13 protein-coding genes and 1 pseudogene are annotated in these 14652 nt (G+C 59.2%); 7 read left to right on the forward strand and 7 right to left on the reverse strand.

Going from position 1 to position 14652, the window contains the following annotated elements; translation table 11 throughout:
• Positions 1 to 428 precede the first annotated feature (428 nt).
• The 4 genes from AB6804_RS30305 to AB6804_RS30320 all read left to right on the forward strand — a co-directional run bounded on the left by AB6804_RS30305 (position 429) and on the right by AB6804_RS30320 (position 3125).
• Positions 429 to 1934: a tyrosinase family protein gene (locus AB6804_RS30305; RefSeq protein ID WP_370889599.1), complete on the forward strand. Its 1506-nt coding sequence runs from the start codon at positions 429 to 431 to the stop codon at positions 1932 to 1934.
• A gap of 246 nt (positions 1935 to 2180) precedes the next feature.
• Positions 2181 to 2417 (forward strand): hypothetical protein, encoded by a 237-nt coding sequence (locus tag AB6804_RS30310; protein ID WP_370889600.1) that lies wholly within the window; start codon positions 2181 to 2183, stop codon positions 2415 to 2417.
• Positions 2418 to 2749: 332 nt separating this feature from the next.
• Entirely contained in the window at positions 2750 to 2986 is a 237-nt protein-coding gene (locus AB6804_RS30315) for a zinc-binding dehydrogenase (protein ID WP_370889601.1), read from the forward strand.
• Complete coding sequence (locus AB6804_RS30320; RefSeq protein WP_370889602.1) at positions 2943 to 3125, forward strand: alcohol dehydrogenase catalytic domain-containing protein; 183 nt, start codon at positions 2943 to 2945, stop codon at positions 3123 to 3125. Before AB6804_RS30315 ends, AB6804_RS30320 begins: the two co-directional genes overlap by 44 nt.
• Here the strand turns inward: AB6804_RS30320 and AB6804_RS30325 are convergent.
• From AB6804_RS30325 to AB6804_RS30350, 6 genes and pseudogenes are all read right to left on the reverse strand, one after another.
• A pseudogene (locus tag AB6804_RS30325) lies at positions 3102 to 3415 on the reverse strand (SDR family oxidoreductase); the annotation flags it as partial. The gene AB6804_RS30320 and the pseudogene AB6804_RS30325 sit on opposite strands and share 24 nt — an antisense overlap.
• A 63-nt stretch (positions 3416 to 3478) precedes the next feature.
• On the reverse strand, positions 3479 to 3973 hold the full coding sequence (locus AB6804_RS30330; protein WP_370889603.1) for a hypothetical protein: 495 nt from the start codon (positions 3971 to 3973) through the stop codon (positions 3479 to 3481).
• A gap of 1212 nt (positions 3974 to 5185) precedes the next feature.
• On the reverse strand, positions 5186 to 6238 hold the full coding sequence (locus AB6804_RS30335) for a hypothetical protein (protein WP_370889604.1): 1053 nt from the start codon (positions 6236 to 6238) through the stop codon (positions 5186 to 5188).
• Positions 6239 to 6310: 72 nt separating this feature from the next.
• Complete coding sequence (locus tag AB6804_RS30340; RefSeq protein ID WP_370889605.1) at positions 6311 to 7162, reverse strand: hypothetical protein; 852 nt, start codon at positions 7160 to 7162, stop codon at positions 6311 to 6313.
• Between the two features lie 9 nt (positions 7163 to 7171).
• A complete protein-coding gene (locus AB6804_RS30345) occupies positions 7172 to 8665 on the reverse strand; it encodes a hypothetical protein (RefSeq protein WP_370889606.1) in 1494 nt (497 codons plus the stop codon).
• A gap of 17 nt (positions 8666 to 8682) precedes the next feature.
• Positions 8683 to 10353, reverse strand: coding sequence for an OmpA family protein (locus AB6804_RS30350; protein ID WP_370889607.1), 1671 nt, complete (start codon positions 10351 to 10353; stop codon positions 8683 to 8685).
• A gap of 431 nt (positions 10354 to 10784) precedes the next feature.
• On the opposite strand from AB6804_RS30350, the gene AB6804_RS30355 reads away from it, so the two are divergent.
• The 3 genes from AB6804_RS30355 (at position 10785) to AB6804_RS30365 (ending at position 13936) form a co-directional block, all read left to right on the forward strand.
• The gene (locus AB6804_RS30355) at positions 10785 to 11810 is read left to right on the forward strand and encodes a hypothetical protein (protein WP_370889608.1); all 1026 of its coding nucleotides are present in this window, start codon (positions 10785 to 10787) and stop codon (positions 11808 to 11810) included.
• 17 nt (positions 11811 to 11827) lie between these two features.
• Entirely contained in the window at positions 11828 to 12673 is an 846-nt protein-coding gene (locus AB6804_RS30360) for a hypothetical protein (RefSeq protein WP_370889609.1), read from the forward strand.
• Positions 12674 to 13321: 648 nt separating this feature from the next.
• Positions 13322 to 13936 carry a tyrosine-type recombinase/integrase gene (locus tag AB6804_RS30365; protein WP_370889610.1) on the forward strand — a complete coding sequence of 205 codons (615 nt, stop codon included), beginning with the start codon at positions 13322 to 13324 and terminating at the stop codon, positions 13934 to 13936.
• A 162-nt stretch (positions 13937 to 14098) separates the two neighbouring features.
• Here AB6804_RS30365 and AB6804_RS30370 read toward each other — a convergent pair.
• Positions 14099 to 14652: hypothetical protein (locus AB6804_RS30370; protein ID WP_370889611.1), on the reverse strand; the 554-nt coding region annotated here is incomplete at its 5' end.

Below are 14652 nucleotides of genomic sequence, written 5' to 3' on the forward strand. Positions count from 1 at the left end.
GAAATCCGTCCTGCGCCTTCTGAGGGACGCTTTTTCTTGCCGTCTTTCCGACTCAGTGTCGACAAGTTGACAGAGCCCTCCCGAGTAAATCCGCTTGCGCGGCTTTGGAGCAGGAAAAGCAGTGTCGCGACAGTGCGACACCGCATCTCTAGATTACAAAAGTCTGATTTTTACGTGCGGAACCGCACAATAAAAGAACGGGTGATCGTCGTACATTCTCTATCTTTCAGCCACGACGCGGTCCTGATGCAACGCATGCATTGGCTATTCGACTGCTGCATGCAACGCAAACGTTGAATAGACGCCGTGGCTTCCCCGCTCGCCCGCCCGGACCGAGCCTCGATGACGGACTCATCCATCGGTCGGTCGTTCAGGCCGGCGCCTCGGCGCGAGTTGCTTACTTAGTTGTACTAATACTAGAGGAAACAATGAGCCGCCTAAAAATAACTCGACGCGCCTTTCTTGGCGGCGCTGCATCGACGCTCTCATGGGCTGCTTTTCCCTACATGGCCGTCGCGGCCACCAATGTCATCCGCGTGGAGTGGCAGCAGTACAAGACAACGCCGCACTATCCGGCCTTCCTCAATGCGGTTCGCTCCATGATGGCGAACACAAACGCCGATGACCCTAGTTCATGGCAGTACTGGGCCAATGTTCACGCCAACTACTGCCCGCATCGGCAGCCCTATTTCCTGGCGTGGCATCGCGGGTATCTGTACTATCTCGAGCAGCAGTTCAAACGCATCACCGGCGATTCGACCTTTACGCTGCCCTACTGGGATTACTATGCGAATCCGCATATCCCGAGTGAGTTCCTCGACTCCGCGAGCGGCAATCCGCTCTACTGTCCGCGCGTCAATACGAATGTGTATAACGCACTCGATCTGTCCCCGTTCTCGTCGTCGGTTGTGAACTTTCAGCGTGGCACGGCGAACTCATTCGAGGAAAAATTTGAACTCGCGCCGCATAATCCGGTGCACAACATTATCGGCGACACAATGTCCACCATGCAGGCGCCGCGCGATCCGCTCTTTTACCTGCATCATGCGAACGTCGACCGGCTCTGGCACGCGTGGGCGCTGCCCGATGGCCGGACCATGCCGCCGCCGGCCGATCCCTATTGGTCGGGCACGTTCACGTATGCGCCCGGCCTGACCATCAACAAGGAACAGACCTACTCGAACCGCACTCGCCTCGGTTACGACTACGCGAATACGTCGCGACCCACCACGTTGCCGCCGCAAGCGCAAGTTGGACGCATCATCCGCGTGCAGGCGCAGATTCCGCCAATCAAGGCCCGTCCGGCCTTCGCTTCGTTCGCGGCCACTGCAGCGCGCAACATCACGAACGGACGACGCGCGGTCGGCGGTATCAAAAATATGACGCTGAGGGAGTCGTCCGTCAGCGCGCGCATCACCGGAGAAGCGGCTTCGGCCAAGCACCTGCAAGAGCTTCTTTCGGCGGTCGCGCAGGGTTTCGAGGCAGCATCGCACGGCGCGCCGAACGCGGCGTCGCTGACTGCCGGGAGTAAGTCGAACACACCATACAAGTCCGTGAAGATCGTGCTGGATAACGTGATGCTGACGGGCGCTGGCTCAGCTGGTGGATACTTTTACAACGTGTACCTAAACCTGCCGGATGGCGTGGACATCGACGAAGTGAAATCCACGCACTTCCTTGGCACCGTGGGCGCATTCGAGATCTCGGGCGCGGGTCATCATGGCATGGCGTCGCTCGAGTTCCCTGCCACGGCTGCGCTGCTGAAGATCGGTGTGGGCGATGCGCGCGAGTATGCAGTGTCGTTCGTACGCGTGGATGGCTCGACTGCACCGAAGGGCGATGTCGTGACCGTCGGGGAAGTGCGAGTGGAACTCAGTACCGACGCTCCGTACATCGTATCCACGACCGCCCGCGCACCAGCCGGCTCATATTGACAGACCGGTCTTTCAATCCCTCGTGCAAGACCCGCTGAAGTTCGGCGGGTTTTTCTTTGCCAGTCGTCGGCCGACAGCACGATCGCACGAGGACGGATACGGGCGGATACGCCGAGCAGAACATCGAGAACTACATCAGCGGTCGCTGGGGTATGCGCGTCGAGAAGCCTCGCATGTATCCGACGACGACGAAGGCGGCCATTGCAGATCGGCCGTTTCACATCGTCACCGTGAAGGCAGGCAGGCATGGGCAAGCAGACGAACCGCCTGCCTAGCACCAAGCGGGTTGTTTGCGACAAGGACGACGTCGGCTACTGGGTGTGGACCACGAAAGGCGTGTCCGGCATTGCGAAATCCGCCCGGGCCGGACCGAACGTCGGCCTTTGCGGACGCTCGCCGTTCAACCCTTGTGCGGCTGCTGCACGTCGCTTTGCGGTCGTCGGGGACGCAGTAGAGTTCGGCGTCGCGGTCGAGGAAGCGTGAACGAGTCTTCACGACCCGTTGGAGACGGTCGACCCGAGACGACATCTATGGCGGCTTCAAAATTACAGCGGTCGCTCACGAGAGTGCATGGATGATCGAAAGCGCGGGCTCAGTCAATATTTGCGCGTGTCGGGGTTGGCGCTCCGCTTAAAAGACCTTTTGGTCGGGCCGAATTTGGCTTATCGTAGATCGAGAGTGGCCACAGCGAAGGAGGCACCATGGCATGCCCGCCTTCAGGAGGTTGGCCACCGACCAATTCGCTCGCAGCGGTGGCGAATGAATTATGGTCGCCTGTGCCAGTTTCTGCCCCTATCCAGCAGGCTCGTCGTGGTATGACCGCGCTGCTGGTGCTTGATGATGTCGGCGGTCCCGTGACGGGCCATAACGTGCTCGTCGAAGGCGCGGCCGGAGGCGTAGGCGGCTTGGCGGTGCAAATCGCGCGACTGCTCGGTGCCCGCAATGTCATCGGCGCGGTGAGTTCGCCTGACAAGGGCGAGCTCGCCCGAGAGCTAGGCGCGACTGAAAGTGGGAAGCGAGATATGCGGAACCGTTGTGTCCGTTGGCGATGAAGTGACCGGCTGGAAGCCGGGTTCAAAGCTTATCGGCCTGCTCGATCACGGCGGCTACGCCGAATATGTCATCGTCGAAGCTCGTAGTGCGATTCCGATTCTGGAAGATACCGACTCATCCTCTTTCAGAAAACTCTAGAGCACGGCAGTTGCGGCCACCATCTACTGCAAGGAATTGCCCCGTGATGTGCTTGCCGGCATCCGATGCGAACAATGCGACCGCCCCCTTCTGGTCTTCGCTGTCGCCGATGCGGCGCAACGGCAATTCGGCGGCGACGCTATCGGCGCCTAATTTGCTCGGCAATCCGCGCGTATGTTCGAAGGGAAAAAGCCCGGGGCTATCGCATTCACGGTAATCCCGTGCCGTCCCCACTCGCCCGCCAGCGCGCGAGTGAAATTGACGACGGCCCCCTTGCTCGCGTTGTAGGCATGGGCGGTCGTGCCGCCGTTACCGGCGGCGACAAAATCCGATACCGTGCAAAAGCAACGGCGCTACTGAGCGGGCGCCTGGTGTGAAGACAGAATTGTGCTCAGCTTGGTGCCGCCGATCGATTCGCAAGTGGCGGGCTTCGGTTCCGTCCATTGCACAGCGACTCCGCGCACGACCGGGCGGACCATGCGCCACGGCCAGAAGCCGAAACGCTGTGAGCCTGTGTATTCGATGATTGCATCCGCCCCTTGCTGTCGAGCGCGCTCTGCCATGGTGGGCAAGAGGTTTTCAACGCTGCCGTAGGTTCCCTTACCAATCTTGAGTTTCTTGATGATCTTATAGTTCTGACCGCTGGACGGTAGACTAGCGAAAAAACAGAAGTCGGCGAGCCCGCTGGAAGGAACCTCCGATAAAACCGCCCCCCCGGGAACCGGCACTGACTCCTCGTCGTTCGCCGAGTCTGTTGGAAGCTCGGCTGCCTGCGCATTGCTTGCAAGTGCAGCGATTGCTAGGAAGGAGGCGATGAACGGAAATACGAGTGGCCGTCTGGAATTCATGTTCGGTCTCAACGATTGCGCTAGGTGAGCGCTTTATTATGAAGACAGGATATTAAGCGAGCGTGCTAGTGCGGGCTGCTCGGCGTGTTGCGGAATTGCATCAAGGTTATGACGCACGGTTATCGCAGGAAATTGAAGCAGCGGTCAAGCGGAGCATCGAGCATCCATGTATGTTAGCGAGCAGATGGTCCATCGAGATATCCGGAATGCCGGCACAGTAGAAAAAGGTGTTTTCTCTAGTGATCTGAGCCGCTTTCTGCATCGTGAACCGCGCCGAAAGGAGCCGTCGCACCAACGCTTGCTCGATCACTAGCCGGCACGGCCCAATCATCCAGCATTTGCAGATGCGGTCACGGAGGTTGGAGCTTGCTCTCGCAATCCAGGACAGGTGACGACAGGACACTGCGGCTACATCATTGGCCGCAGGCAGTGGAGCCCAACGTTGACTCTAGTATCTCGACGAGCTGTCATCGCCGGTCAGTGACTAGAATGTCCGAGAAGGGTCGCCGCTCTGATTCGTCGTTTGCGGCCGGCGATGCGGATGGCAGAGATGTGGAGGCCAGCGCCCTCCGCACAAACCGCTCGAACGACCGCAATTAAGCCGATTTAAGCCGTGCCCGGTGTGAGAGAGCCGCGCCACTGCCATTACTCATCAGTCGTTGTCGACGGCGATTGAAGTCGCGCGCGGCCAACAAGTCGCTATCGTCATGGAACGTGAGCGCCTAACGACGTTCACCCTCCGTGAAGCGCCTGTCGCCAATCCAACAGCGCGCTGCTCGCGGGACGTGCGACTGACTGGCTATTTCTGGCAAGACAACATCACGCCGCCCGGTCCACAGAAATGGGGTGCTAAGGCTTCCTCGCGCAATCCAGTCCGCCTTGCTGCAGGAGCGAGCAACGACGGAAGAGCCCAGTCAGCTTTGAACGCCTTTGAGGTGCTCAAGCTTGATAGGCCAGCCGCTTTGATTGGGCTGCGTCACTGACTCCGTCTCAATCCTTTCGATGATTTTACCGTCCGCATCCTTTCTCAAGGATACCGACTTCGTGTATGTGGTCGAAACGCACCCCGAGAACAATACAGAAACGGAACACGCTGCCAGCAAGAACGTTTTCTTCTTCATTTAAGCTTGAGTTTGCGTTCGTATAAAAATGGTCCGCCCTGAGAAAGGGCGGCCCGTAACTAACCGCCTAGCTATCGACACCACAGACGCTTCATTTTATGAAGGTCGATTCGCCGATTTTCGGCGGATATTGCCCGTCCTTCTCGAGCTCAATGAACCCGGTTAGAAACATCTTCATCTCTGTCTTGTCTTTTGCGAAGCTCAGGGCGGTATCACCTTTGCTGTACGGAGCGCTTGGGTGAATCGCCCCTGCCGCAAGAAACAGACGAACCGTCAGGAAGTCGTTTCGACGAGCGGCATCGACGAATGCATCCTGATCGTAGAATTTGAAACCCATCGCCGTGAGTTCTTTGCGCGCGCCGATGAAGGAAAGGTCCAGACCGCCATCGAGTTGCTGTTGCGCAGGCCGGGCCGGAACCGGCGCAACAGCGGCAACGGGAACCGCAGTCGCAACAGGGCGAACAGCAGGAATAGCCGGCTGTGATTGCGCGGCCAGCTCCGCCTCGGTCAGCGGTGGGATCACTCTCGCCGCGGCCTCCTTGTCCGGTTCCTCGAGCGGCATACCCGGTGCGTCGATGCGCGCGACAAGCGTGGTCGGCAGTTCCTTCCTGATCTTGTCGATGTTCTCTTTGAGCATCTTCGTAATGCGCTGGCCATCACTGCCCTGAATGGCTCGTGTGATGCCGTTGAACAGCCCCCCAGTCAGGGATTCGGTTCGGCGAATCTCATGAAAGATCATGTCGACCTTCACGCCGCCCTGGAACGCATACAGACAGGTGCGCAACGCCTCGCGATTGAAGTAGAACGCGTTCTGCACCGGAGGCGGCATTTTCGTGATTTCCGCGTAGGAGCCGTCACACGAAAAGTCGGTCACGGGCGCGCCCATCAAAACGACCTGTTTCTCGACTGGCGATACTGGCCTCGTCGGCAGCGTCGAGGGAATCGGATGAAAATTTAGATTCGTCGGGATGGCGAACTGAGTAATCGCGTCTTTGACGCGCTCGGCGGCGTCGCGTGGCGTGACATTGGAAATGACGAGTACAGCCTTCCCTGTTTGAACGTTGAGCTGGTCTCGAACGTCGGCGGCCTGCGCCTGGGCTAACCACGCCAGCATTCCCAGCCCCGCCAGATATTTTCTTATCATTTGATTGTTAGATTGATGTTACTGAAGCCGGTCCGACCCGGACGTCCTCCGGATCCGGCCTGTTTGCCCGGTTTAGTACGAAACCGGGCTGAGAAGAGCAGGCGCGCCGAACGCTTCCACCTTCGCATTCGCTCGCTGAAAATACAGCGTCCAGAATTGCCTCAGCGCCGTGATGGTTTGCGGATCGCGATAGACGTTCCTTGATTTCGCATCGTCGGAAAGCAGGCCCGCGCCGATCACGTAGACGCGCGCTCCACCGAAATCGGCAACCAGACCCGCCGCGTTCGCCTTCTTCATTTCCGTCGCCGGATCGATGCGCCGCACGGTGTCATGCGCATAGAAGCTCGCGACAGAGCTGTTCTCGAGCATGTCCGAGGCAAGGAACAACACCCGATCGGCGGCGGGGGAGGCGCGCATCTTGTCGCCGATATCCTTCAGCGCGGCGAGAATGTCCGACTTCGCGAGATCATTCGTCGCCGCCGACTGCACCTGCGCGACCGCCGCCAGCAATGACTTTCTGGCGAACGCGGACTGACCCGTCATGCAGGCGTCGAAGGTGCGCAGCGCGCGTTCGCTGACATCGTCGCGCAGCTTCGCCGGAAGCGGCGCTTCAATCACGCCGCGCGTCACCACTTCCGTATAGCGGCCTTGCGAGAACGCCGAAAAGTCGAGCAGCGTATAGGCGCTGCCCGGCTTGATTGCGGTAGCGGCCGTCGCCGCGATTTGCGCTCGCAGCTTCTCATCGAAGACCGTCGTCTGATCGATCGCGATGAACAGCTCGCGCTCGATGCCTTCCGCAGGTGGCTTGATGCGATTTGCTGCATAACAGCTCGGAATGTCGTTGCTGATTCCCGCCATCGCGGCGCTCGCGGACAGGATCAGCGCGGCCGCAGCGAATGTGTGTTTGACAAGTGGCTTCATCATTATCGACGGTCAAACCTTGAAGAGATCGTCGAGCTCTGATTCGAGCGCATGTTTGGCTTGCTCGGCGCGCTCCTTGCGCAGCTTGATCTCGCCGATGACCCGCGTCCGCACCGGTTCAGCAAGACGATAGATCAGTTCCTTCTTGCGCGCGAGATCGCTCGTCCCTTCGATCTCGGACACGAGTTCGTCGATTGTGACGGTCGCCGAAACGTCAGCGACGGGCGGCGGCGTCACGGGCCGGGCGGCGACGCGTTCTACGGCACGTTCGGCCGGCCGCGCGTCGGCAGGCGAGGGAACCGGAGCGGCGTCCAGGTTGGAGTGCGCGCGCAGTTCCAGCACGTAGTCGCGAAATGTCTTCTCGAACGTCTTGCCTGCGATGTCTGCGTTCTCGGCCATGCGCTTCTGAAGATTTTCGAGTTGCGACTGCGTGATCGCGCGCAGCGGTGCGTAGTAGTTGGTGTAGTCCTCGAAGGTGGTGAACCCCTTCGTCGTTTTCCATGCGGCTGAGCTCTCACGACCGCCGAAACCCCATGCGAAACCACCGAAGATGCCGACGATCTGCGTCACGACGAAGATCACCGCGAGCGTGATGAAAGCGGCGGCGCCCTCGCTGCGCGTCGATGATGACTCTTCCGCGCGCGCCCGGTCATCGGCTGCCTTCTGGCTGGAAACGAGTTCGGCGGGAACCGTGGTGGCGGTTGCAAAGGGATTGCCGGCGTCGGCGCTCTGGCTCACGCCCATGGCTTCACGCGTCTGCTCCGCGTTGAGGTTGCTCCAGCGCATCCACGTGGACGTCACTGCGATGATCACGATCACCGAGACCGTTACCCCGACCATGAAATAGCTGTGACTGGTACCGACACGATTCGCGACTTGCGTATAGTCGGGCTCCTTGTCGTCGACCGACTGGTCGTCATCGAGCTTCACCTTGCGGCTCGAAAAGCGCTCCTGCGTCTTGTCCTGCTTCCATTGCCTGCGGCTGCGGACGACAAGGTTCGAGCGATACAACTGATGCCCGGCCACGTGCGTCAGAAATACCATGATCACGCACAGCACAAGCACGATCGCCCCCATCAGCAGCGTGTGAGTATTCGCGCTGCCGTCGCGGGCCATCCAGCTTCCGAGCAGATACGAAAACCCGAGACCTTCGGCGATGACCAGCACGGTGAGGAGCGCAAAAAGCCACACGGGCGTCGGCGAGCGGCCGCTGTCGTCGGCCTTGGCAAGATACGCGTTGCGCTTGTTGAATTCATCTTTCGACAGATAGGAGATGAACTTGTTGTAGTCGCCGCAGAGCGTGCGTTCGGAATCGGTCCATCCACCGTGTCCGTGGATGCCGTGGCGCGACAGGCGCGCAGTTTTGCCGAGCACGGGAAACGTATATTTCCAGTGGTTCAGCCAGAACTCCAGCGAGGAGCGGTACGCAAATGCGCCGACCGCGACGAGCGCGGCGATGATGCACCAGACGAGGGTGCTGAGATTGGCCTGTACAAGATCCATCATGATCGGTCTTCCTCTTGTTACGTTCGTGCGATGACCGGCACGTAGTCGACGGTGAAATACTGGCGGCTCTTGTGCCGCACAAGCTCGCCGGCGGTCGCCTTGCCGTTTGCGAAGATGATGTCTGCGCAATCAAACACGCCCGCGTCATGAACGAACAGGCGATATAACACGCCGCCCTCCACCGCATAGGCATTGACCTCCGGAGACAGGCGCACCTGAGCCGGCCCGGACAAACCGCCGCTTTGTTGATAGTCCTTCCAGACCAGCAAGGTCGGCTTCGTGCCGGCGGTCGAGCCGTTGCGCAGTACGGACACATCCTTCAGCGCGAGGTATTGGCCGTTCAGTGTCGCGCCCCAACTGCTGCCGTAAAGGTTCTGGACGTGATCGCGCACAGGTACGGCACGGTCATCGGCAACCGACTTCATCGCGTGCGACACGCGCGGACGGTCGTTCATGCAGCTTTTCGTGACCGGCGCTTCGTCGGCGACCGCTTTGGACATCAGCGAGAACGATGGCGAAGCGGACGCGGAGGCGAAACGGAGGCCGATCGCGGCGGGCATGGTTTCGCGCCAGCCGAAGTCGATGCTGTCGGACATCGGCGTCGACACGGCGGCTGTCGCTGTCCCGGCATCGGCGGGCTTCGATGGAGCGCCTGCGGAACCGCTGGCGATGCGGGTCGTGCCGGTTTTCGCCTTCTTCGAACCTGCGGCCTTGCTCGCCGCAGCCGTCTGCGTCTCGGCGGGCTTGGCGCTCGCGGCCGGAGGGTGTGCATCGTCCGGTTGCCACGGCGCCGAGCGGTAGTACTGATACTTCGGCACGCGGCTGCTCGCATAGCTTTGCAGAATGTCCGTTCTCGCTCCGGCCAGGTCGACGATCTCAACACGACGATTCTGCGCGCGTCCTTCCGCGGTCCGGTTATCTGCGATCGGCAAGGTTTCGCCCGCGCCCTGATAGAAGACGTTTTCGGCTGCGACGCCGTGTTCCGCGAACAGTTTGGCCACCGTGCGCGCGCGGCGCTCCGACAGATCGGCGTTCAGTTCCGAGTTGCCCGTGTCGTCTGTGTGGCCGATTAGCAGGATCTTCGCGTTGGCTGCGGCGGTCTTATCGGCAGTGCCGGAGGCTTCGGCTACACGGTTCGCGGTCCGATACTGCTCTGCGATTTCCGCGAAGTAGATTTTCGCGTCGGACGTCAGTTCTGCCGAGCCGGTCTCGAACTGAGTGTGACGCGTCGTATCGACGATGGTGAACGAGCTTCCGATCTGCTCCGTCTTCCCGGAATCTACCGCCCGCACTTCGAGGGGCGCCGCCGCGTACGTGAGGTCATGCTTAGCTGCGATTCTGGACAGCGCACAGCGGCGGCTGTCTACGGCGTGGCCGACCAGCCCGCCCGCGACGCCACCGGCCGCCGCTGCAATGGCTGCCGCCGCAACTTTGTTTTTCGGCGCGATGACCGCGCCGAGAATCGCGCCGACGCCGACGCCGACAGCAATGCCGGTGTTCCGGCTGCTGTTGGCGCAGGGATCGGGATTGGCAAAGGTACTTTCGAAGATATTGAGATCGCTCTGTCCGGGCGCGCCCTCTCTGGCGTTGCTCTGTTGTAGACCGCCGTTATTCGCGCACCCTGTTATCGCAAAGATTGTGATCGCGGCAAGCCATAGCGGTCTTGCCCTGCCAAATGCGTGTGACATTCGCCCCTCGGTGTTTGATTTTGTCTCGCGTCCTTTCGGATCGCGGCTTTCGGTCCGCCGCTAATGCGGCGTGACGGGTTCACCTGAGGAGCGTTTACGGCAAGTATTTAATAAACTTTAGCGGTCATGCTTAATGAATAATTGTCTCACCGACACCCTCAACTCTTCGCCTGTTGTCGACCGCGCCTAGTTGCCGGAATCGCCCGCGGCGCATATGTGCCGTTCTTGAGCGGGCTTGGCATCACTTCGATCGCTCGCAGGACGATATGCGACCCGCTTCCTCCCACGCGACAGTCGCGCCGCGCCGCACTCCGGGAAGCTATTGATTTACGCGCTTACATTACGTTACCATTTGTCACAGTCGCAACGCAGTCGGTGTGCTTGCGAACGTCTAGTCACCTAATTACAAAAATTTAATGAACGGGGTCGTTATGTCTGTCAGCCCGATGAGAGGCGTCTTTGCTGGTTTGGTTAGTGTAGGTTTGTTGGCGGCTTGCGGCGGCGGTGGCGGTGCCAACACGTCCGCGTCGAACGCGAGCGCCGCACCTGTCGGTGTCATTACCGCTACCAACGCAACGGAGACGGTGGCGTATGCGTATTCAGGCGTATCGGATCTTGGCGCTCAGAGCCAGGCCGGTGCATCGCTCGCGACGGGGGTTTCCGTCGACACGCCCACTGAAAGCGTGCTCACAGCTTCGCTGGCCCAGCTCTATAAGGGCGTTGCGGTAAAGCCCGCCAGTAATCTGGCAACTGGCGTAACGGCTTCAAGCTCGGGTGCTTGCTCGGGGGGAGGATCGATCTCCGTTACCGCGACCGAAGCAGTCCAGGGTGTCATCAGCAATGGCGACAGCATGTCGATCAGCGCGAATAACTGCTCTGAAAACGGTGAAGTAATCAACGGCCAGCTCGCATTCACGTTCAGCAACCTGTCGGGCTCGATTGGTTCGAGCGCGGCATGGAGCGCGACGCTGGGCCTCAAGTACACAAATCTGACGCTCAAGAGCGGTGGCGTCACTATCGCTGCCAATGGCGATATGACCTTGAGCTACAACCAGTCGAAGTACCAGGTCGCCACGGCGGTTATCAGTGGATCTTCGCTGCAGATGGACTTGACTAAGAGCGATGCAACCTTTATCAGCCGCAAGCTGACTGGCTATGGCATGACCGCTTCGGTCAACGGCAGCAACAACACATCGAGTGCAAACTTCACGTTGACCGGCAATTCACCGAAGGTAGGTAACGTGAGCTTCGTCGTGAAGACGAATACGCCTTTTGCAGCGGTCGGCACAGCGAACCCATCGGTTGGATCGATGACCGTGACTGCGGTCAATAAGAGCAGTGCCACACTCACTGCAATCGATAGCACCAACGTGAAGATCGACGTCGACACGAACGGCGACGGTGTCATCGACCAGACGCTCAACACGACCTGGGCCGACTTGAAAGGCCGAACCTGATCGAATTTTCTAGATCGATGGGCGCGTTCACGCGCCCATTTTTTATTCATTCTGCCGCCAAGAAGTTGCATCTCATGAGGCAATTCGCTTTACTCGCCATTTTCATCACTGGCGTGGTCGCAAGTAGGTCGGTCGAAGCGCAATGGCAGTTCTCCGGCGCAGCGGGAGTTCGGTACGTAGCCACGGACGAAATCGACTCCGATGGAAAGAAGCTCGTGGCAGAGCACGGCTATCTGCCGGGCCTGGAACTGAAGGCTGCTTATCGGAAAGACGGTTGGCGTTTCACGTTCGGCGGCGAAGTCTATGGGGGTGATATCTCCTACGACGGACAAATGCAGAGCGGAACGAGTTTCTCAACCACGACGAGACCGAGGCAGCTTCGCATCAACGCGCAAGCGGGACGGTATATCTCCGATGCAACGATACTTGTTGCTGGCATGGAATGGGATTACTGGAAGCGGGATATTCAGGGGCGTGGCACTACCTTGGGACTGGGCGAGGAATACAACTCCTGGCGATTCATCGCTGGCGCCGAAACACGCGCGCTGCGAATGTCATGGGCAGATATCGATGCGACGGGCTTGCTTGTCGTTTCCTCACCCGAGCACCTGCAAGTGACTTTCGACAATCAGTTGTTCGACCGGGCAACGCTAACGACTAAACCTGCGATAGGCGCACGATTGGCAATTGAAGTACATCCGAAAGCGTTCTCGCGCGTCACGATTGAGAGTGACTTCGAATGGATGCGCGTCAATCGCAGCGACGCAGCGATACTGACCAAGGGCGGCGCTCCAGTCGGGACCGTGGCGCAACCAGAGCATGTACGCAAAGCCATTGGATTGAAGGTCCGGTACCGCTTTTGATCTGGATCGGCACTGCGGTACGCGCGGCCGGGTAACGTTGACTGCTCTTTTGCTAACAACCAATATTCAAGCTTGCCCGCTCAATGATGACGACCTCATGGCCTTTCATACATGAGACGGCGTAACGCAAGCCATCGTTATTGAATCGCCGTGACGCAACCCCGGACGACTCGACATACGGTTCGGCGGCGCGAGAGGCGACTTGCACCTGAACGCAACGCCCCCGGGGAAAGATGGCGCTGGCTGAAATGCCGCTGCCAATAAGATTCTTGGGCAGTTCCGGCATGGCCCGCCCGAAGATCGCACTGATCGCCACAGGCGCCGGGACTTCAACCAAACGGAGCTTCGGCCGCAGCGCGCCCCTCTGGAATAGTGCGCGGTCTTAGCGCTCGTCGCATATACCGGTCGTTCGCTGCGTGAGCTCCCGAATTTCCGCTTCCCAGTGGAGGCACTCATTGGCGTCGGTGTGCGTCGACGATCGCCGCGAGACGACGTGCGAATGGCCGAAAGATCGAGCACAGCAGCCTCAGCACGACCGACGCTCAAAGACCGCTAAGGCCGACTTGGGCAAGGTGAACCAACGGACCTGCACGACGAAAAAGATGAAGGAAGACAATGTAATTCCCATCAACTCAATGGGAGTCTGTCATGGGAAGCAATCTAAGCCGTGAGCCCTGGAACAAAGGCAAGTTGGTCGGTCAGAAGCCGCCGCTGAAGCCGAAAGACGTGTGGGCAATCCGGATTCACCTGCAAAACGCGCACGCTGTTCGGGACTTAGCGCTGTTCAATCTTGCGATCGACAGCAAACTGCGCGGCTGCGATCTTGTCAACCTGCATGTCCGCGACGTAACACACGGCAATCAGATACTGCCGCGGGCGATGATAATGCAGCGCAAGACCAAACGACCGGTCCAATTTGAGGTCACAGAGCCGGCTCGCGTTGCAGTCGCGGCATGGATTGAGAAGGCTAAGCTCAGGTCCGACGAGTACCTTTTTCCGAGCCGCTTTTCTCGGTCGCCGCATATCTCAACGCGACAATACGCCCGGAAGGTTCAACAATGGGTCGCCGCAATCGGACTCGATCCGACCGCTTACGGCGCGCACTCGATGCGGCGGACGAAGGCGACATTGATCTACAAGCGAACGAAGAACCTTAGAGCGGTTCAACTTCTGCTTGGGCATAGCAAACTAGAAAGCACCGTTCGATACCTTGGCATAGAGGTCGACGATGCGCTCGAGATCTCCGAGCAAACTGAGATCTAAGAGAGCCCGCGGCCGTGCGACAGGCTGTTGGTCGCTCGGCCGCCTCGCGCTTTTAGCGCACCGCCCCTCTCGGCCAGTTTCAGACATCGAAGAGCGTTACCCGAATCGCGGAGAATGTGCGAGGCGGCGATTGTCACGTGCCGACGAAAGCGAAAACCGAGCCTAGTGATAATGCTGCCCGGCCCGCTTCCAGAACGTTACACCAGCGAGGGCACCCGCGATGGCAAAGGGCGCCCCTAGCTGCTTCATGCCTTGAAGCATCGTCAGGTTCGTTCGGTCAGGCGGATCGGTGTACCAAGAGAAAGAGTTGGTGATGCCCAGAAACACCGGCACCAGAAGCAGTCCGATACAAACACCAGCAATCAGGAAAAACAGCAAGTTCCTGACTGAAAAGTGTCGCGCTAAAAGCGCGAGAAGTGCGCAAGGTAGCGCTGCAACGATCACCCCAGCCAGCCACGTCATTGTGAACCCCATTACTGTCATGACCATGACTTGTATGGCGCCGTGTCCTCTAGCCGGGACGGCTATGAGGAAAACCAAAATTAGGAAAGTTACTCCGACCGTTACGCTAAGCAGATAGCTCCCGACCACGCGTTCTCCTGTCGGGAAGCCGGACTCTCTCATGCTTGTTCTCATTTTATTGGCTCTTTTGAAAACGGAGTGGGTAACGGCCTTCAGCGGGCATGCGAGTTGAAGGCGGAGAAGTCCAGTTTGCC

It is taken from the genome of Caballeronia sp. RCC_10 (genome assembly GCF_041360715.1).
Classification (GTDB): Bacteria; Pseudomonadota; Gammaproteobacteria; order Burkholderiales; family Burkholderiaceae; genus Caballeronia; species Caballeronia grimmiae.